8 protein-coding genes and 1 tRNA gene are annotated in these 22255 nt (G+C 55.8%); 2 read left to right on the forward strand and 7 right to left on the reverse strand.

Annotation, left to right across the window (positions count from 1 at the left end):
* Positions 1–290 precede the first annotated feature (290 nt).
* Complete coding sequence (locus ACR0AI_RS11805) at positions 291–11309, forward strand: hypothetical protein (protein ID WP_480673832.1); 11019 nt, start codon at positions 291–293, stop codon at positions 11307–11309.
* 6 nt (positions 11310–11315) lie between these two features.
* Here ACR0AI_RS11805 and ACR0AI_RS11810 read toward each other — a convergent pair whose 3' ends face one another.
* The 3 genes from ACR0AI_RS11810 to ACR0AI_RS11820 form a co-directional block, all read right to left on the reverse strand.
* The gene (locus tag ACR0AI_RS11810; RefSeq protein ID WP_480673830.1) at positions 11316–12635 is read right to left on the reverse strand and encodes an HlyD family type I secretion periplasmic adaptor subunit; all 1320 of its coding nucleotides are present in this window, start codon (positions 12633–12635) and stop codon (positions 11316–11318) included.
* Positions 12622–14820, reverse strand: coding sequence for a type I secretion system permease/ATPase (locus ACR0AI_RS11815; RefSeq protein ID WP_480701331.1), 2199 nt, complete (start codon positions 14818–14820; stop codon positions 12622–12624). The genes ACR0AI_RS11810 and ACR0AI_RS11815 overlap by 14 nt, the downstream gene beginning before the upstream one ends.
* 65 nt (positions 14821–14885) lie before the next feature.
* Positions 14886–16244 carry a TolC family outer membrane protein gene (locus ACR0AI_RS11820; RefSeq protein ID WP_480673828.1) on the reverse strand — a complete coding sequence of 453 codons (1359 nt, stop codon included), beginning with the start codon at positions 16242–16244 and terminating at the stop codon, positions 14886–14888.
* Positions 16245–16452: 208 nt separating this feature from the next.
* Between ACR0AI_RS11820 and ACR0AI_RS11825 the strand changes: the two genes are divergently transcribed.
* A complete protein-coding gene (locus ACR0AI_RS11825; protein WP_480673826.1) occupies positions 16453–17136 on the forward strand; it encodes an OmpA family protein in 684 nt (227 codons plus the stop codon).
* Positions 17137–19095: 1959 nt separating this feature from the next.
* On the opposite strand, the gene ACR0AI_RS11830 is transcribed toward ACR0AI_RS11825, so the two are convergent.
* From ACR0AI_RS11830 to ACR0AI_RS11845, 4 genes are all read right to left on the reverse strand, one after another.
* Positions 19096–19172, reverse strand: a tRNA-Met gene (locus tag ACR0AI_RS11830).
* Between the two features lie 73 nt (positions 19173–19245).
* Complete coding sequence (locus ACR0AI_RS11835; RefSeq protein ID WP_480673824.1) at positions 19246–20229, reverse strand: alpha/beta fold hydrolase; 984 nt, start codon at positions 20227–20229, stop codon at positions 19246–19248.
* Position 20230: 1 nt separating this feature from the next.
* Entirely contained in the window at positions 20231–21703 is a 1473-nt protein-coding gene (locus ACR0AI_RS11840; RefSeq protein WP_480701333.1) for a flavin-containing monooxygenase, read from the reverse strand.
* A 355-nt stretch (positions 21704–22058) separates the two neighbouring features.
* Positions 22059–22255: hypothetical protein (locus ACR0AI_RS11845; protein WP_480669585.1), on the reverse strand; the 197-nt coding region annotated here is incomplete at its 5' end.

The raw sequence follows: 22255 nt of genomic DNA on the forward strand, positions 1-22255 counted from the left end.
AGTAAACCTCCGTCCGTTTCAGCAGTTTGTCTAGCTGCTAGGACAACCGCCTCTCCATTTGCGTCTATGCGGTTCTCAAAGAAATTTACGACAGAACCCGGCTACTCTAGGCGTTCCAAAATAATACGCGCCGCAGCGCCTCGCTCTGCGGGTCGGCATCTTGACCTAGGGTTACGCGCCCAGCCAAACCGTCGTCCGAGATCAAATAAACATAAACATAATGATAATTGAGTTCGATTGAGACTATAGTCGGCTCATAGCGTAGTGTTTTTTGAAGATGGTGCGTATCGATGGCCAAGGACACGATTGAGCAATCTCACCAGTTCGCCGACGAAACGACGGCGGCGCAGCTTTCATCCGCTTTGGTCGATACGCCAGACCTGTTTCGTCTTGTCATCGATACGAATGACCTAACGGCGGTGAACCTGCCAGACGGATTCATCGCGACGCGGTTTGTGGTTATTGATGGAAATCTGTTTCTGATCTCGGAAGACGGACAAGCTGTAGCTCTGTTGTCAGGGGCCAATAACGGCTTTGTCATTCTTTCAGACGGCTTTCCCTTCAGCGCGGCGCGATTGCAAGACTCTATTGAAGCCTTGGGTGAATGGACTCAGCTGGGCGACGTTCCGAGCTTGACGCTGGACCAGATCATCAACCTCGGCGGCGCTCGTCCCGGTACCGGAGAGCAGGAGCCAGTGCGCGTTGGTGATCCGCTGATCGGGCTAGAATACAATCCGCTTTTGCCGCCGACCGACTACCCGCCCGAGTTGCGCCGGGATGAGAGGTTCTTTGCCGCTGAAGTATTCGACGATGGTGGCGTTCCTGAACCCGGGAACAACACGATTACGCTATCCGGCCTGCCGATAGCCCGAGAAACCGATGCCCCGGTTGATATGCGACCATCCTCGTTCATACAGTTCAATATTGAACAGGCCAATTTGGGCGAGGCGGTCACGCTAGTCACATTTCAAGTCACCAACCTGCCAGCGGGTACAACCTCGAATGTGGGACAGGTCTCAGCCTCCGGTGGGTTGGCAACGCTGACATTTTCCGGGTCTGAAGCAGAATTCAATTCACTTATTTTGACCTATCCGACTGACTTTTCAACGCAAAGCCGTACGGATACGGCTCCGGGTCCTCTACCGGCCTCGGTTGCTATTGAAACCAATTTTCTGGGGTCGGCACAGCTCAGCTTTGAGATCACCGTCGTTTCCGAGGGCGATGCGATCATCGACGACACGCTGCCTGACACCGTTCCCGACGAAACCGACGATCCAATAACGTTCCGTCCTGCTGATCTTCTTGCACCTCAAGTCACCGACATCGATGGCTCGGAAGACTACGAGACGCTTGAGCTGATCGTGACTGGTTTGCCAGGCGGGTCCACGCTTGCCGGCTTGGGGATCGTGGTCCCTGCTGGCGCCACCGCGTCGATCGCCGCCGCGACTGATGGGTCTTCGACCCTGACGATCACGATGGACGCCACTCAAGTTGCCGATATCCAAACCGCGTATGAGGCGTTGGACATCACCGTTCCGGGGGATTTTTCCACTGACAACAGGTCCGATCTGACCGCTGGCACGCAGTTGCCGATCAGTCTAACGCTTAATATTCAGACGGATGAAGACATCTCGGCGGCGATTGACGGCCCAAATGACGGGACTGTTTCGGCCACGCGAGTCGTCGATATCGGGTTCGAGGAAGATATCGATCTGTCGGGCCCAGCGCGCATTGATGCCGAGGAAGACGACGGCAACCCGAATGCAAGTGTCGGCGTTGATGTGGATCTTGGGATCGAAATTACGATCGACGATCAGGATGGCTCGGAAACTGAAGACCCCACTGACCCAGTCTTCGGTGCAACAGTCGAAGTGAGGTTTGACACTCTGCCTCCGGGCACAACGGTCAACGGCGGCGTTTTGAACGGAACAGTTTGGACTGGAACAGTCCCCGAAGCCGAAGCGTTGATCCTTTCGCTTCCGCCTGACTATTCGGGTCAGATCAATACTCAGGTCACTGTGACGACGCGCGAGGGTAGCGAAACCATAGACCAAGAGATCGTGGTCACTCCGACCTCGGATGTGGAAATTGTCGGCGACATCATTACCCAGGAAACAGATGCGCCTTTGGACGTCAGAATTTCGGATTTTGTCGAAATTCGCATTGATGACCCCGACGAGGATCTGGCGCAGTTTGAATTGAGCATCAACGGCCTGCCAACAGGTACTCGCCTTGTCGATGAGAACGGCAATGACATCGGAACTATCACGCCGGGTGCTGGTGCGACCGAGGATTTGGTACTGAACTACGATGTCGATACGTCGGCGTTTGATCCTGCCGGCGTACGCTTGATCTTCCCGACGGATTTCTCAACCGAAAGCCCGCCAACAACGTTAACAGCCGACCTGACTGTAACCACGCGGGAAGGCGGACTTCTGACCAACCCGGTTTCGGATACGTTCGATATTATCATCGGCGCCGAAGGGGACGTGTTCATAGATGACACACAGCCAGACACCGTACCAGATGAAACAGACTCTCCCACTCTAATCACTCCGTCCGACCTGCTAGAACCAGTTGTAACGGATGCGGACGGTTCGGAAGATCTGGAAGAATTGGTCCTGACAATCGAAGGTCTTCCGGCAGGATCAACTGTGGCCTCGTTGGCGATCACACCCCCGGCCGGGGCGGTGTTGGCGATTTCAGATGATCCGGCAACTGGCGCAGCCACGCTGACGCTCACGATGAGCTCGGCCTCTATCGCGGATATTCTGGCCGCGTATGACGCGTTCGAATTGACTTTGCCGCAGGACTTCTCAACTGCGAACCGGGCCGATCTGACCAACGGCTCGAACACCTTGCCACTGACCTTCACGCTGGATGTGCAAACGGACGAAGATCAGGATCCCGGTTCTGATACAGCCATCGACGGCACAGCAACCGCGACCCGCGTCGTCGATATCGACTTTGAACTGGACGCAGAGCTGAACGCTCCTCTGCTGATTGAAGCTCAGGAAGATGGTGGCGTCCCCGACAGCTCTGCCGGTGTTGACGTGGACTTGCAGATCAACATCGACATCACTGACATAGATGGGTCCGAAACCGAGACACCCGGGAGCACATTCTCGGCCAGTGTTTCGATTTCATTTACGGGCATCCCAGCAAGCACGACCTTTACAACGGGTGCCTACGATACAGGGACAGGTATCTGGACAGGTACAGTTGCCGATGCCGAAGCCCTAAGCCTCGGCCTGCCCGGAAACTACAACGGCACGATCACCAGCACGATCACCGTTACAACGCCTGAAGGCCAGGTCGCTACACCGCAGATCATTGTGGTTGAGCCTGTTTCGGATGTCGTTATCAGCGGTGAGGTCATTGCCACCGAAACTGATGCGCCAGTAGAGGTGCTGCTGTCTGCTTTCATAGACGTACAGATTCCAAGCGATGAGACTATCCAAACGCTGGATTTCTCGCTGGGCGGCCTGCCGAGCGGCACGCAAGCAGTTGACGGAGCAGGCAATCCGGTTGGTTCGTTTACAACCAACCCCGACGGGACGGTGGACTTTCTGTTCGAATTTGACGGAACCGGGACAGACCCCCGCGATGTGCGTCTGATCTTTCCGACCGACTACTCTACGACAAGCCCGCTGGTGAGTCTTGTGGCATCACTGGATATCGTGACCAATCAAGGCACTACAAATGGCCTTATCCCGGTCACGGTTAATTTCGAAGGCGATGTCGAGGTTGATGATGCTACGGTCGATCTGGCGGAAACCGATGACATTGTGCTGGTCACGCCTGCCAGTTTCATCCTGCCGCGCGCCACGGATATCGACCTGTCGGAAACGGTCGAACAGGTACTGGTTGTCTTCAACGTGCTGCCGACGGGGGCGCGCGTATCAACCGACGGTGGTTCAACATTCGGACCTGCGTCCCCGACACTGAACTTTTCTGGCGATCTGGCGACCTATCAGAATCTAGTGATCGAACTTCCTGCTGATTATTCGACACAGAACCCTGCTTCATCTCTTGAGGCTCTAATCGTTGCGGTCACCAATGAAGGCGGGGTCGACGACGGGATATTGGTCATCAACCTGTCTGCCGAGGGTGATCTTGAGTTAACCGGTCCCGGAGCGTTGGTCCTGGACGAAAACGACGCGCCCGGCGATACTGACGAAGACAGTACGACCTCTGCCCCACTAGAGTTTCGGTTGGCCGACGCCGTTACCGGGCAGGCAACAGATGCAGACGGATCTGAGTCGGTTGCGACTGTCGATGTTACACTGAATGGCATACCGCCTGGAACACAGTACTCCATCAACAATGGAGTGTCGTTCCTTGCGGCGCTGCCGGGTCCGGATCTTACTCTCACGGGTCTCAGCTTGGCCGACTATGAAAACCTGGTCGTCCGGTTGCCCGATGATTTTTCAACCACAACCCCAATCACCGGCAGTGCGACCTTCACTACGGATGAGGCTTTGCTGGCCGGTGAAACGGATACTGGCCCAGATGACGGGATCGAAACGGGAACCTTCACGGTCACGGTAAACTCTGAGCAGGACGTTGAAATCACCGCTCAGGACATCACTGTAATTGAGGATCTGGGCGCGCCGATCCCGCTCAATCTCGACGTTGATATTACGGATATCGACTTGTCTGAATCGATCACCTCTTTGACACTGGATTTCGCCAATCTGCCCAGCGGAGATACCGTGCTCAGCGATGGCACGGTTCTAAATGCGGGCAACACTCAGTGGACCGGAACAGTGGCCGAGCTGCAGAGCTTGGCCGTAATCGGCCTGCCAACGCACTATTCCGGCGTCATTGACATTACTGTCACCGTAGACACCGACGAAGGTGATCCCAACGTCACGACCGAAAGCTTCCAACTGAACGTGACCCCCGTTGCCGAGCCAACAATCATCCTGTCGGTTGACGACAGCACGCTGAACGTGGACGAGCTTGGGCCGGACAATTTCATTGTTGATGAGGACAGCTCGTTCCTTCTTTTGATCGACGCGGAAACGCCGGACCAAGATGGCTCCGAGGCGTTGACTCAGATCGTGATCGAAAACATGCCCACTGGATGGGTTGCTGACACCGGAGGGGTGGTCGATCTTGCGTTGTTCGAACAGGGTGCGGGCCAGATCACCTCGGCTACGCTGTCGGGGACGACGCTGACAATAGCGCTGGCACCGGGCGTTACAGATTTCGATGGGGCCTTGCGGGTCACTCCATTGGAGAATGACGACAGAGATGTCGAAACCATCGTCGCAGGGGAATTGACAGCGACGGTAACGTCCGTGGATCAGGCGGCGACACTGCCAACAGATACACAAACGGCAACAGACAGCGTTGACGTAGACGTAGACGCAATTGTTGACGATCTGAGCTTTGCGGTAGCTGACATCACAGCACGTGAGAACGTCAATGGTCGACGTCGGATTGATGTCGACATTTCAGGCACAGCGTTTGAGGACAACGATGGGTCCGAAACTATATCAGCGCTCGATCTGACGATCAGCGTTGTCACGGCGAGCGACGTATTCGACCCTTCAGACACCAGCCAACTGCAACTGCGCGTCAGCGACTCAGCCTTGGCTGGCTTCGTAACGATCACGCAGACCGGATCGACCGCAGACAGTGTGTCTTACAGCCTGAGCCCCGCGTCTGGAGCGACGCAGGCGCAATTCACCTCTGCCATCGAGTCTTTGCAGACGGTTGTGCCACAGCATTTCAGCGGAGTTCTGACACTAGACGGCACGCTGGCGTGGAACGAGACCACAACGGGTGATGTCGAGGATGACACGTCCGACAATTTTAACACCGGCACCTTCCAGATCACCCAAACTGTAAACCCAAGGGCCGAAGCTGACCTGACGGCCTCGGTGTTTGTGTTGACGGCGGCTGAAGTTGCGTCGGGCAGCCCGACATCGGTCTCAGCCAGTGTCGAAGACGGGTCCGTCAGTGGGTCCGAGATCTTGACGCTGCTTGAAAGCACCGCTGACGGCTCGGGCCCCGGGCAGGTCGAGTTGTTTGTGGGTCTGGATGCCTCGACACCCGACAGTGATGGGTCCGAAGAGTTCAGCACATTGGTCATCGGCAATGTGCCAACTGACTGGATTGCGGATTTCCTAAATGGAGCCGACGTCGATCCTGCCGCCTTCTTCGCCTCTGACGGTACTGGCCCATTGGCACAGTCGGAGTTGGACAAGATTGACAGCGCGACTTACGACACGGCGACGGGTGAGTTGACGATCACATTCGTACCCGATGTGACCAGTTTTGAGGGAGCCCTGCAGCTTCAGCCAACACTCTATGAAGACTACGATATCGACCGCACCAACACGGATCCTTTTACCTCTGCCGGGGATTTCTTTGGCAATGATCTGACGATCACCTTGACCACACTAGACACCAATACTGTCACCACGGACAATCAGGCATCCGACGCGACATTTGATGTCGATGTCGATCCGGTTAACAACTTTGCCGTGATCGTGACTTTGCCCGAAGGCAACGAGGCGGTTATCGACGCAGCGGGTGGTGTTTGGGAGATTCCGTTCAATCCGACGATACAGGATCAAGACGGAAGTGAGGAAATCACAGCTGTCGTTCTGCGGGACGTCCCGAATGGCATTACCATCTTCGTACCCGATCCCGCTAATCCGGGTGGGCCAAAGATTCCAGCCGCGTTGACCGAGGTGAACACGCCACCGGGATTCAATTCCTGGAGCCTTGAAAATGGTGGCTGGCTCGAGGCCGAAGCCCGCGGGATACCGCTGCATTATGCGGGTCCAGTCGCGGTGAATGTAGAAGTGGTTACCACCGAAGCGGATGGCGGCGGCACACGGGTGACAACATTGCCCGAGACCTTGTTCATTGATCCTGTGATCGATGGCGGCGACCCGAGCGAATCCTACGCGACATTGGAAGATCAGGCAGTCTTCTTCCCAATAGACGGGAACCTGATCGACAATCCAACGAACTCACCCGGTTCACCCGAAGCGATCTTAGATGTTGTCATCATCAGCAACATCATCGCGGATTCAGGTGGGCGCGTACCGCAATTCTTCGATGGTCCTCCGGGCGATCCTAGTTCGGCTGAACTGGTCCCAATCTTTGTCGGGCCGCGTGGGTCGCTGGAACTGGACATTGCCCAGGCCTCCAATCTTTGGGTTTTGCCCGGCCAGGACAGCAATGAGGACTTCGTTTTTGACGTCTCATTGATCTACTTTGAGACGCTCGACCCGACGCAGGTTCAGATAGGAACCGGCACCGCAACTCTGACCGTCCAAGGGGTTGCCGACGACCCGATCATAACGGTTCAAGACGAAACCGCATTCCCTCAGGATCCGGCACTGATTGACCCAATCTTCCGGCCAACTGAAACCGTGGATGGCATCGAAAATTCGGATCGCATTTTTGGCTATGCTGGTTTCGACAACGGACCGTTCGAGTTGGACAAACGGCTGAGCATCTTCACTATCGACACCGGCATAATCTCACAGAACGAGTTGATCACCTTCTCCCAAGATGTGACGCCGCTGACGGGTCAGATGACTGAAATTTTGGTGCCGCAGGGCGCGCCCAACGCGGATTTCGACGGCTCGGAAACGCTGTACTACATCATCACAGGGGTTGATCCGGCAACAGCTTTCACGAATGCAACGCCCGTTGATGGCACCGGGACCAGTTACATTGTCACCGCTACCGAATTGCCGAACCTTGAGTTCGTTCCGGTGGATGTGAGCCAACCGACCTACTACGATATGACCTTCAACGCCATCGTAGTCGAGGATGACTACACCCCCCCCAATTTTGCCGGGCTGACAGCTGAAGAGATTATCGCAGCCATCGATGCACAGCCTGGAGGGGCGACAGTCTCTGAAGACTTCACCATCGTGGTTGTACCTGACCCTGACGGCGGTGGTGGCAATCCATGTACGCCCGAACAAGACTTGCCGCTTCCTGTTCTTGAACTGGTTGGCAGTGGCGATGAAGATACCGAGATTGCCTTTAAGCTCAAGATCACACCTGCACCTCCGTTCTATGACAGTATCGACGATTTGGCGAACCTACCCAACGGCGTCACCGGCGATTTCGGGCTTGGAATTGACCTCCCGCCAGGCTCTTCCCTAAGCAGTGATCCTCCCGGCGCCGTTCTGTTTGATCCGGTAACGGGACTTTTTGCTATCGACATAGCGGCGTTGGGCGTGGATCCGAGCGATCCAACTCAAACGGCAGGGTCTCTTTTGTTTACCCCGCCCGAACACCAGTCGAGCCCGGTCAACCCATTCCCCGATGGCGAGACATTTGGCCCTGACGATCCGTATGACAACCTCAACCAGCTTGATTATTTCATGCTGCTGAACAACTTCACCTGCGGCACGACCGACAGTGCGACCAGTTCCTTTAACATCACAATCAATCCCGTGGTCGACGGCCCGGATATCACTACGACCGGTGGCAATTCTGTTCTCGAAGATACGCCGTTCTCCCCGAGTATCGAAATCAACGGCATCGATCCGGGTGAAAGACTGACCGGTGACATCGTGATCGAAATCGATGGCGCGAATGGTGGTCAATTGCTGGACGGATCAGGCAACCCCATCACCGGCACGCCAGTGGCAGGCGGGTTCATCGCATACACCGTGACGCCAGCGCAGTTGGCAACTGTTCAGATCACAGCAACCGAGCACTACAGTGGCCCGTTGGAATACCGGGTTACAGCGACAACCGAAGATGTCGACGGATCGACCTTGTCGAACACAATCACGCGCACCCTGAACATCATCCCGGTTGCTGACACGCCCGTTTTCGATTTCGATCAAACGCCAACCGACCCGGACACAGGCCAACCATATGTTGATCTGAGCGGCCCGACGCCGGTGATCACCATCATTGAAGACATCCCATTCACATTGGACGATGTGATCGACGCAGACTCTCCGGATCAGGACGGCTCTGAGGAAGTCACCTTGGTTCTGTCCGGAGTGCCGAGTTACCTTCAAGTAACCGGCCCTTCCAGCGGGTTTATCGACAATGGGGACGGCAGTTTCACAATCACTCCTGCGGCTTGGTCGCAAGTTCAAATCAGGCTAAGGGACGAGCACGCACGCACTCCGGATGCGTTGGATCCGACGCTGCCGTCACAAATTCCACTGACGCTAACTGTGAACACGCTGGAGCTTGCAAATTCTGACAGCGCAAGTGGCTCTACAGACTTTCTAGTTGTCGTCCGACCAGATGCGGATGTTCCAACGGTGGAGGTCGAGGCCGTTCCAACTACAGGACAAGAGGATGATGGGACGACCTACCAATTGAACATTGGGGGTTCGACTCCTGACTTCCATGAAACTATGGAATTCCAGATTTCAGTGCCGGCCGGTGGGAGGGTTCTGCTAGATGGTGTCGAACAGCCAGTGGTTGGAGGCATAGTGACTCTGACGGGCGTTCCGGGTGGGGCGACTGCAACGTCAAATTTTCTGCCCGATGGCACAGTGACGTTTGATCCACCCCCAGATTTTGCTGGGGACATATCCCTTGAGGTGGTCGCGATCTCTACCGATACGGCAGTTGGTGGAGGGTTCTCGGACAGCGAAACTTCGGCCCCTGCGCAAATCGACCTGACGATCACGCCGGCGCCGGACCTTGTGGTTACTGTCACTGACCCCGATGTCGTCTTGACCGAAACCGACGACGTGGTCAGCTATTCACCCGCCGGAGACTTCGACATCACGGTCACAGATACAGACGGGTCAGAGGTCGTCGACTCTGTCACTTACACCATCGTCGGGGTGCCAGCGGGCACCACCTATCAGATCGGTGCAGGCGCTCCGGTCGCAGTTACAGGTAATTTGGTATTCAGCGGCAGTCTGGCAGACTTCAATCAGCTGCAAGTGAATTTCCCGGCGGATTTTGCGACCAACGGGACGCCTTTGAACGGATCCCTGCAGGTGACTACAAATGAAGGTGGCGATGAGACCGGCAATTTCACTATCGAAATAAATGGCGAGTTGGATCTGACCGTCACTATCGACCCGATGCCGCAAACTGCGCCACAGACAGGCAACCCCATTCAGGTTGACTTCGGCATTGCCGCCACGGTTACGGACACACAGGCCACGCCATCTGAAACATTGGAACAGGTCGTGGTTCAATTCACGGCTCCACTTCCTGTGGGAACTACATCGTCGTCCGGAAGCTTGTCTGCGGATCGCCAGACCTTGACCCTGTCACGGGGCGCGACATCTCCGGCAGATTTCGCCTTGTTGGTCGCGGCGCTGGCGATAACCCTACCAGCGGATTTTGCAGGCGCTGTTGAGGGCACCGTCACAGTTTCAACCAACCATGGCGCCGGGCCAAGTGACAGCTTCACGATTGATGTCAACGATCAGCCTGTTGTGTCCGGCCCGGTCAGTGTGACCTCGACAGATCCGGTTTTCTTCATCGACTTTGCGACTCTGTTGTCCAATGCAAGCGACCCGGATCAACCTCTGAGCGTCGCGAATGTTGCGACGACAGACACTGACGTCACTATAGATGTGCAAGCAACCGGCGTGCAGATTACGGTGCCGAACGCGTATGTGGGTACCCCGGTTCTGACCTATGACATCGTGGACAGCGGCCCGGGACCTGCCAGGACCGGTGCGCAGGCGAACTTGGATATCGACACTCTACAGATGGAAAGCACGGGCACCACAATCACCGACCCCGGAGGTGCGCCGCGCGATCTTTTGGGCGACGTCACTGGTGCAGTAGGTGGCACTGATATCGCGCAAGGCACAACCGGAAGTGATGGGGTCGTGCTGTCCGCAACGTCTCCTTATGCCGAGATCGAGGGTTTCAGCCTGCTTGGCGGTGACGATTTCATCAACCTATCGACTTCGGCTCAGGGCTACAGTGTTGATCTGGGCGCCGGAGCGGATTGGACAATAGGCAGTTCTGGGAATGACACCATAACCGGCGGCGAAGGAGCTGACATTCTGAACGGCGGCCTGGGAACAGACACACTCGAAGGTGGAACAGGTTCGGACATATTCGTCCTGACTGATCTAACCCTGTCCGATGTGATTACGGACTACGAAGGACCGGTGGCAGGCGATCAGATTGACCTCACAGCCTTGGTCAGCGTTGATCCGGTCAACCTGGGAACCGAGGTCACCTATGACAACACGTCTGGCGAGCTCGACGTCTCCGGATCGCAGGTCGCCACCGTCAATGTGGCCGGTGGTGGCTTTGCAGCTCAGATCGAAGTCATCTTCAACGACGCCAGCGGAGCACAGCAAACGGCCGTAATTTGAACGAGCTCAACGCTCTCGAAGGGCTTCGAACCGGGCCTTCCGGAACGGTTTTAGAAGGTAATCCAGAACCGTGCGCTCGCCGGTCAGAATATCAACCGAAGCGACCATGCCGGGGCGGATCTCCAACCGAAGATCGCCCTTTTCCAAAGCGTTACTTTCCGTCTCGACCACGAGGGGGAAATAGATCTCGCCCGTGGCTTCATCTTGCTCGGCATCGACGCCAACGCGGGTGACCTGACCGTCAAGCGAGCCGTATACAGTGAAATCAAATGATGTCAGTTTCACGCTTGCGGGCAAGCCGGGGCGAAGGAAGGCCACGTCCTCGGGTTTAGCGCGGGCTTCGATCAGCAGGGTGTCATCGGCAGGGACAATGCGCAAAACCTCCTCCCCAGGCGCGATCACGGCCCCGATAGTGTAGACGTTCAGGGTCGAGACAATGCCGTCTACCGGTGCGCGCAACGCCGCCCGACTAACGACATCCGTCGCGCTTTTTATGCTTTCTTCAATCACGCTGAGTTGGTTGAGCGTATCAGAACGTTCGATATTGATCTCGGCCCGGCGCTGCAATTCGGCTTCGGTCACACGGGCCTCGGCCTCGGTCAGAGCTGCGCGGGCTTGTTCGCGTTGCCCACTCAGAGCGTCGCGTTCCTGGCGCTTGGAGCTACGCTCACGTTCGACCGGCAAGATCTGAGCGCGGGGCACGATACCGCTGTCGGTCTTAATCTGGATTTCCTCGTCCAGCAAAGCGAGGTTTTCGGCAACACGATCAAGCGCGGCGTCCAATTCGGCTATCTCTTGAACGCGTTGCTGTACTTGTGCATCCAGAACAGCGCTCTGACCCAAATAAGAAGCCGTTCGGCTATCAAACAGCGCACTTTCTCGCACAGCCAGCGAACTGTCGGGGTCGATGCCAGCCGACGAAAAATCCGGCGCTTCTGCGCCAGCCAATTCAGCTTCCAATCGCAAGGCGCGGGCGCGCAAGGCCAGTTGTTGAGCGCTTAGCTCACCAAGGCTGGCGGCCGAGCTGGTATCATCCAGACGGACTAGTACTTCCCCGGCTGCAACCGTATCCCCCTCGCGCACAAGGATTTCGCCGACAATACCACCCTCGAGGCTTTCGACGACACGGGCCTGACCCGATGGAACAACGCGGCCAGTTGCGCGGGCCAGTTCCTCGATCCTTGCCAGCGAGGCCCAGAGAAGCGCGCAACCGACAATTAGCAGAAGGCCAACCAAAACCGTGAAGAGCCAGCGCGAGGACCGCCGGACACTTGCTGCCTCGCTACCTTGGGCAAAATCGACCAATTCCCAATCACGATTGCTCATCACGAACGCTCGCGTTGTTGTCTGCAAGTTGCTTTAGGATGGTATCTTTAGGGCCTTTGGCGGCGACCTTACCGTTGTCCAAGACAATCAAGGTATCGACCAAAGCCAGCAATGAACTGCGATGGGTCGAGATGATCAGGGTCATGGGCCAATGCTGCAAAACACGGGCGAGGTTTTCGACGAATAGCTTTTCGGTTTGCGTGTCCATGGATGATGTTGGCTCATCCAAGATAAGTACCCTGGGTCGGGGCAGCAAAGCGCGGGCCAAAGCGACCAATTGGCGTTGTCCGCCCGAGAGGTTTCGACCGCGTTCGGTAATGGGCATACCAAAGCCTTGTGGGTGCGAGGCCGCAATGCGGTCCACACCCGCAAGCCGTGCAACGCGCAGGATGTCAGCGTTGGTAGCGTGAGGTACACCAAACGCGATATTCTCAGCCAAAGTTCCCGAAAACAGCACGGCCTCTTGCGGTACTAGCTGGATATCTTTGCGAAGCTGGGCAGGTGCAATTTGTGCTATGTTCAAACCGTCCAGCAGCACCATGCCTTCAGAAGGTGCGTATAGGCCGGAAAGCACACGGACAAGGCTGGTTTTGCCGGCGCCAACGGGACCGATCACTCCGATCTTGGCCATTGGCTTTGTTTCGAGCGAGACCTCTTTCAAGGCCGGAACCTTGGTTCCGGGATATTGTAGAGAAACAGCTTTTAACTCAAACCGTCCTTCTTCGGCTGGGGCATTCACCGTCGTCCCGGATACACCCTTGTCGGAAGGCTCTGACATCAGTGCATTTAGCCCGCGCATTGTGGAAAAGGCAAAGCTGGCGCGAACGAACAATCCGGCAATTGTGGCTGTAGGCGCCATGGCCCTGCCAGACAGGATCATTGCCGCGATGACGGCACCCATCGTAAGGTTGCCTTCCAGCGCCAGATAGACCCCAATAACGATTATTCCGATTGAAGAGAGTTGCTGCGCGAAGCCTGTTACTGTTGTCGCAAGCGTGGCCAAACGGCGACTGCGTTCCTGCGTGGTCGCGGATTCTGATACCATTCGTTCCCATCGCGCCTGCATGCGACTTTGACCAGACACAGCTTTTAGGGTCTCAAGGTCTGTTACGGCCTCAACCGCGACCGCGTTCTTCACGCCCGTCATATGCCGGTCAGAGTTCGACGCCTGCCGCAGAGGGATCATGATCAGCAAGCCCATTACAAGCACGAATCCCAGTGCAATAGCCGGAGGCCAGGCCAGCGGACCGCCGATATACGCGATCACACCAATGAACAGGACAGCAAAAACAAGGTCCGTCAGGGACGCCAGTGTTTGCGACGAAAAGAAATCGCGCACCTGCTCGTAGTCCTTGAGGTTATTGATTAAACCACCGGCAGGTTGCCCCTGACTATCCAGCCGTAGATCAGAGATGTGACGGAAAATCTCGGCAGACACGGCCAAATCAACACGCCGCGCAACTTTGTCAACAACCCGCGCACGCACCCACTTAAGAATAGCGTCCACGAACAGCGCCAGACCAACGCCCGCGACCAGAGACCAAAGCGTGATCAAGGCTGCATTCGGAAAGACCCGGTCATACACGTTCATGGTAAAAAGCGGGATCGCCAAGGCCAGCAGGTTAATCATGGCAGACGCCATGATTACCTGCATATAGTCCCCCCAGAACCTGTTCACCACGCTCCAATACCAGTGGCGCGGAGAGTTTGACGGAGCGTTACGAACCTCCGCTGACGCATCTGTTTGCAACAACAGTACATGGCCTGCGTAATTTTCAACCAGCTCCGAAAGCGGTTGTGTCAGCGGGTCATCCGAGCGAGATGGCCAAATCACCGTGGCAGTGTCGCTATCCTTACTAACAAGCACACAGGCTTCGCGCCCGGACAGGAACAGCACGACTGGCAAAACTGAGTCAGGGACAGCTGACAGTGCGCGGCGCGACAGGTGTGCGCGATATCCATGCGCCTCTACCGCTTTGATAGCTTGTTCAGGGTTCAGGCAGCCATGCGCATCCAAAGGACGACCAGCGATAAGCACATCGACGCCGATGTCTCGGCCGCGCAACCGCATGCACGCGGTCACAGCGCTAGCGAGAGGATCGGATGGAGTTGGCTTGAATTGCCAATCCGGCCTGTCTGAAACAGCGAAGTTCTCGCCTGACACGACGCGGGGGGCGATGCGCACCCTAGCTGCTTGTTTTCGCGTCTCGTCGGTTGCGATCTTTCTTTCTCCAATTTGCGGGGTGCTGTTTAGTCTAGCGACTTGCGCCAGTCCTTAAAGGCCCGCGCGTCCAGTCTTTGCTCATCGCCGGTCTGGCTGAGTGGCTGAACGTTGAGCTCATCTCTTGCATAGACCTCCGAGTCCTCAGGCGGTTCGATGTTGAGGGACTTCAGCAGCACGCCAATTGAGGCCAATATCCTGTACCTGACATAGTTCTCAGCGGATTTTGCGTTCACCAGATTAGCCTCGGCTTGAAACAGCGCGTTTTGGGTATTCAAAACGTCCAGAAGCGAGCGTTGTCCGACCGTGAATTCTTGCTCATAGGTATCCCGCAGCTTTTGCGCGATTTGGACCTGCGCGTTGATGGTGTTGGTGCGCCGCTGGGCAGAACGATATATCGAATAGCTCTGGCGTACCTCGTTTTCCACCCGCCTCGTCTGAGCTAGCAAGCGCGCGCGGCTTTCGCTGACGCGCCGCACCTCTTCCTGCCGCGCAGCACGTTTGGAGCTGCCCTGAAACTGATATCGCATCACCAATCCGATACGCGCGTCCGCAACGTCGCCTTCATAACCACCCACGTCTTCCCCAACGCGCCCATCCGCCTCGAGGTATAGTTTTGGATAGGCGTTGGCATTTGTGCGCCGCGATTGGGCTTCGGCTGAGCCGACATCAGCCTGCAGGAAGCGAATCGTCGGATTGGTGCGACGCGCCAATTGAAGCGCTGCATCCAGATCAGATGGCAATGCGCGGCGAATGTCGGGCACCGTTGACAAACCCTCGGCCTCAACCCCGACGACCACAATGAACAGGTTTCGAATGTCTTCTAGGTCAAGCTCAAACGAGATGATGGTGTCTTCAGCCAAAATCAGGCGCTCTTCGGCCTGTTGCAGATCTCCGATGCCCACGACCCCAGAGTCGTAGGCGCGCTGAATTCGTCTCAAAACCTCGACATGATAGTCACGGTTCTCGCGCGCCAAACGCAGCAATGACTGTGCACGCAAAACATCCGCATATAGGCGCACCGCTTCAAGGGACAGAACCTCGGACCTTTCTAGAACCCTCAGCGCGGCAGCGTCGATCCGGTAAGCCTGTCGCTCGATTTCAGAGCGGGTTTCCTGGCCATCAAACAGAAGCTGCGACATCCGAATGCCGAGCTCGTACCCCCCGATCCACCCGTCGGCAGCTGACAAGTCCGGCGTCGTGGTGCCATCGTTGATGCTGCTTCCGGCAAAGGCGTCGATCTCGAACCGCGGGGCCCAAAAGCTGCGGGCTTGCTGCAATTCGAACTCAATGGCCTGTTTGTTCGCTTCCGCTGCAGTGATTTCGGGGTTCGTTTCGAGCACAAAGAGAATCGCGTCCTCAAGTGACAGCGCTTCGGCAGTCCTCACTCCCGCGGCCAGTGAGAAACACCCTAAAACGCAAGCCCAAAACCACTGGTGCATTCACTACCTCGAAAGTTTGGTTCAAGTTATATGAATTTATACCTTATTCCATTTCCACAGTTTTTCCAGATTGCGTCAAGTAGCAAGCCTTGGACTTGCTTAGTTTCCCGAGCGCCGTCATTGTTGGGAAGTCATCCTTGTAGCGGAGGTTCAGATGAAACGGTGCATTCAATTCGTGCGGAACTTTCTGATACTAGCATGCTTTGTCTTCCCAGTTGCCGTAGCAGCGGAGGCGTTTGGTACGGTCAATTTCAACTTTGACTCGGATCAACTTGATGCACAGGGGCAACAGCAGGTTGACCAAATTGCTCAGCGTCTAAAAGCAATCAACAGTTATAAGCCGACGGTGGTTGTTGGGTATACCGATGCAGTCGGATCGTCGGGCTATAATCAGGATTTGGGCCTTAGGCGAGCGAACACGGTGGCCCGTGCCTTGGTGGCTGCTGGCGTACCGGTTGATGAGATTGGCAATATATCCAGCCGCGGCAAGTCGGATTTGCTGGTCGCTGTGACGACTGCCGATCGGCGCAATAGACGTGTCACAGTGGGTCTGGCTGAAATACTCGCCGCGTGCCGAAGCTATCGAGATGTTCAGATTTCGGACAACGCCGTGGGTGACGAATTACAGGCCGACATCGTAGAGCGTCTAAACACCGCAACTTCAAAACGAACGGAATTGCAGAGTTCAGGAAGAAATGGGCCCGCTTTCCAAATGGCGGGTGCCGCGCGTGAAGATTGCGGGAAAGCTGCCGGGTTGGCTGCTGGGTCGATCAGAAAAGTTGAGTACTCAAAGCGGTGTTTCTGTAGTTTTGCGCGCCTTAAAGCTGCTCTTAATTAGCACGTCTTTATTACTAAGATCAGGACACTTTATTTTTGATGCGCTGCGTGGTTCGAGGCCAACGGTTAAGCGTTGGCGATGTCGACTGCAGGCCAAGTGTCACCGACTGGCGAAGTTCGAAGCTGTTCGTTGGTTCGGTAGATGTAGAAAGACCTTTCGCCAGCGCGTACTTCGGCCTTCATGGTTTCGATGATCGACTTGTAGTCCTTGAAAAACTGCTACAACCCGATCTTGTTGCATAGGGGGAAGGACTTACGCCCTGTTAGAACGCCTCGTGCGAACCGATCAGTGAACCCTCCGATTTCAGCAACTTCTCTCGCTGATAGACCAAGGCAAGAGCACGTTGTTGAACAAGCAGCGTCATTGCGAAGCTTTCCATCCATCGATTTCTCTACTGAGCGGCACGGCCCCGAGCAGTCTGCCAGTAAATGAGTTTAGTTCAGAATTCGTGACCTGCCACTGGACTCTCGGTCAAATGACACTGTTATGATTGAACTTATTGCTAGTCCATCTTCGCCGTTTTTCTTAGTCTATAATCCGATTGCCTGCTTTGGACTCTGAGCAGGCGTTCGAGCAGTTTTCAAAGATGGCGGTTTTGTCGCGCTAAGCAGCCATTGGATCAACTAGCGATCGTCGCCTGCAACGGTTTTGGTCGCCAATGCTAAGGGCTATGTTCTTCTAGGTTTGATTTGGCTGAGGAAAGCAATAGGCTGGATTCATGAAATTCACACTGCGCGGACATGAATTTAGGCAGGAGCGCTCTAGTTTGCTCCCAGTGCCGAATTACTACTATCAGTTTCGCTTCAGCCCCTTAAACTGCTTTCAGCGAAGCCGTAACTGCCTCAAAGTCAGAAATGGGTTTGTCCGTTCCAATATTTCGCCCGACATTCATGTCTACGAGACAGATCAACAATCGGATACCATATCCAACTTCGGTTAGTCATGCTTGTCTGCATAACGTAAGCAGCCCCGTTTCGGCACTAGAGAGTTGTTCACTGCCTATGGGCCGCTGCGGCTTCGTCCCAGCTTCTCAACCTCAGCACGAAACAAAGAAAGTCCCTTTATGCTCTTAACTAGCACGCGTCGTCCCAGAGATTCCTGCACCCACTTGGAATCCCATAAGCTGGTTTCAACTTAAGAAGCGGTCATGGCAATGCGTTCTTAAGTACGGCAGTGTTCTTGATGGTAACTAAGCTCGTATCTTCAGTCAGCCGGACATGGCCGGACCCTCCTTGCGGTCGAACCCGGTCGATGAACCATGACGCGATGGCGGGATTACCATCTTCCAGTTCGTCAGAAGTAACTTCGGTGGCGCGTCCAAGCATCTGTTCTTGACGTTCGCCTGCCAATCTAGATGCCCGTGACTGAACGTCCTTCGACCCTCTTGGCCGACCGTGCGATTTTGGCGGATTGTGCCCTGGCAGAAACTTCCCGCCTGGATCGCGTTTACGCTTTGGTTCGCGGTGAGTCTTCGAACCAAGACTACCGTCGCATTTGCGTCAGCAATTCTGACACAATAACCCGACTTTGCGTTCTTGTCATCTTTCTTGGGGTTTGATCCGCGCGCTACAGCGTTCAGGAGCAAGGTGTACCGCTCCTTCGACTGAGGAGCCAAATCAGCTGTTGCATTCCCGGGAGAGAAATCGAGACGTCATGATGCCTTGAAGGCTATCTAGTACCACATACTCAAAGCTCAATTCCTACAGTCCAAGACACGCGATACATGTTGGCTGCACCCACTCAATTCTCATTTGTGGTTTCCAATATTTGGATGTTCGTAGTTCCAGTTTGCCGCTTAGCTTCTGTTTCATCAAAGAAAGGGCAATCTCTGAGGCTAGTCAGATCACTATCTGCGAGAATGGCGAACCTTCAATACCATTCATACGCGGATTATGTGGGGCTCTGGCACGGGTCACCTGTGAAAGGCAATTTGTTTTAGGGCGTTTCATGAGGGGTGTTTGGTAGCGGAGGAGGGACTTGAACCCCCGACACGCGGATTATGATTCCGCTGCTCTAACCAACTGAGCTACTCCGCCATGAGTGAGAGGCGATTTAAGGGAGCGGTCAGGGAGGGTCAAGAGGGAAAACACCGCCAACTTGCGGATTCTTTCAGTTCGTCGGCTGCCCCTCATGCGGAAGAGCAGAACCCGCTGCAATCCCAGCGGCAACACCGGCAATGAAAGCGGCGCAGCGGTCAGGCTCGGTGATCAGGATCATGTGCCCTGCCCCGTCAATCGCCTCATATCCCAGCCCAAAGCGCTCCATCGGCGGGCCGTGGTGAGGGGCCGACAGGATTGCATCCTCAGTACCATAGAGGATGGCACCCGGTGTCCGGAGCGCGTCATAGCGGGCGACTTGCTCGGAGATGCTGAGATCAACGCCGATCACATCCTCGGACGCCGTGACAAAGGCCGAGGGGCGCAGGCCAAGGGCGCCGCCTGCACGATCCAGAAAATCCGAAGGCGGCGTTTCCGGGTCGAAAACTGCGCCCAATGTATGCGGTGCGGTTTTTGCTGCGATGGGAACGGCCAGCGTGTCGCCAATCAAGCGTCGCAGCCATTGCGTGCGAATCTCCAACGGTTTGAAAACCGCCGGCGTTCCCGGCAGTTTTTGCGTCAGCGGCGCAAGCAGCGCCAGCCCGCCTACCCTTTCGGGAAAGTCGAGCGCCATCGCGAGCGAAACCGCCCCGCCCAGCGAATGCCCAACCAGAATCGCGCCAGAGACCTCTTTGGCCTCAAGAAACTCGGCAATCATCCGCGCCTGCTCTGACAGTCGGGCCAGATCTGCGCTGTCGCGTGTGGAATACCCGCATCCCGGCCGATCAAGCGCGATCACGTGGTACTCCTCGGCCAGTTTGTCGACAAGCGCGTAGGTATAGTGCTGCAATTGCCCTGCGAGCCCGTGGATCATCACGATGGTTTGCGCGTTCGGGTCGCCTTTTTCGACATAGTGAATGCGCCCACCGCGCACCGGAAGGATTTGCCCCATCTGTGGAACGGTTTTCAGCCCTTCTCGCATCAGACTACGGGTCCATAGGTTCATTGCCAGCAGAAACACCGCGAAGACGGCCAATAGAATAAGAAGCGTCGTCATATCAAACCTCGCTGCCTGCGGCTGGAACCGAAACGTATTGCTCTAACCCGGATTGTGCCATGCGTTTTTGAAATTCTGCAACTGTTCCGGGCCACAGAGTCGTGTTGCGCCCCTCGGCGTCTTGATACCAAGACGAGCACCCTCCGACCTGCCAGACACTGTCAGTGTGACGGTCCTGCATTTCCTTGGTGAACGCGGCTTGCCGTGCGGGGTCTGGAACAACCACCTCCAGCCCTTGGCTTTGCATCCCGTCCAGAACGCGGCCGATATGGCCGACCTGAGCCTCAATCATCAGCACGACCGAGTTGTGGCCGAGGCCCGTATGCGGCCCGAGCAATATGAAGAAATTCGGAAATCCTGCGATCGCAGTGCCCAGATTGGCTTGCATCCCCTCCGCCCATGCATTGCGCAATGTCTGCCCATCTGTCCCGGTGATATCGAGTCGTTCGACCATATCAGTAACATGAAATCCGGTGCCCCAGATCAGGATGTCAGCATGCGTTTCGCTGCCGTCGGCTGCGATGATCCTGTCTCTTTCAATCGAACGGACTGCTTGCGATATGAGGTCGACATTGTCGCGCGCAAGCGCCGGATACCAATCGTTCGAACTGAGGATCCGCTTGCAGCCAATCCGGTAATCTGGCGTCAGCTTCTCGATTTCGGCAGGGTCTGAGATCGCGCGTTCAAGCTCTTTTCGCCACAACTTCATGGCATATTGCACCATTTTCGGATCGCCGCGGAACACTCGATGGCGGTATTCAAAAACCGCGAAGATCAGCTTGCGCCGCAGTCGCGGCAACAACGGAATCCGCGCGTAAAGCCTGCGAACCCAAGGCGCTATCGGGCCGTCAGGACGCGGCAGAACATAAGGCGCGCTGCGTTGGAAAATCGTGACATGGCGGGCCGTTTTGGCGATCTCTGGTACGAATTGCACCGCCGAGGCACCCGTTCCGACCACTGCCACGCGCCTACCCGCGACCGAGACGTTGTGATCCCATTGCGCAGAATGAAACGTCGGGCCCGGAAAACTGTCGGCCCCTGCAATGTCCGGAATACTGGGATGATGCAACGCACCGATGGCCGAGACCAGAAACCGCGCCGACCAGCTCTGCCCCGACTCCGTCTCGACTTGCCAGCGCGTGCCATCCCATTTGGCCGACTTCAACTCCTGCTGAAAATGACAGAGGTCGTAAAGGCCTTCCTTGCGCGCAACATCCTGTAGATACGCCTGAATCTCGGCTCCTTCCGCATAGGCGCGGCTCCAGTTCGGGTTTATGTGTGTGGCCATCGAATAAAGGTGCGAGGGGATATCACAGGCAACACCGGGATAGGTATTCTCGCGCCATGTCCCGCCGATATCACCAGCCTTTTCCAGAATAGCGATGTTGCGGAGGCCACGTTTGCGCGCCTCAAGCGCCATGGTCAGCCCGGAAAACCCGGCCCCGATGATCAGCATATCGACATTGTGATCCACGCCCTCACTCCTCTTCAAGACGACCAGAGTGTATTGGCAAAGACTATAAGCGCAGGCGGCGCCCTGAACAGCGTCCCGTTGGGTAATGCCGCCAAACTAGCACTCGCATACGCTGCGTGTGACGTGCCACTATGTCGTTTTCGACGAATTCGATCAGTCAAAACGCCCCTTTATGGCAATAAGGCTCGCAGAATCCGTCGTCATTGCGACCGAAAAGGTCGGAATCCGGAGCACCACACACGCAAAGAGTGTCTAGCCTTCCCAACCAACCCACATAACCACAGACGCCTTTTCGGTGTCCGTTTAACATCGAAATCACAAGGAAAAATTCAAGGCGCGACAGAACCTGAGTGGGTCAGGATTTAAAGCCGCGCGCCTGAACGACCGGTGCGATCACCGCAAAAACATAAGAGAAGAGCCAGCAAACAGAACGGCCTTCCACCCTATCAAATCGACAACACGGAGGAAATTGATGTCGATTAAAGAACCGTTTACGGATTTGGACATTAAGACCGCGGATAGCGGTTTTTATGAGAATAACAGCGTTCCGAT

It is taken from the genome of Ruegeria sp. BG3, from assembly GCF_056538485.1.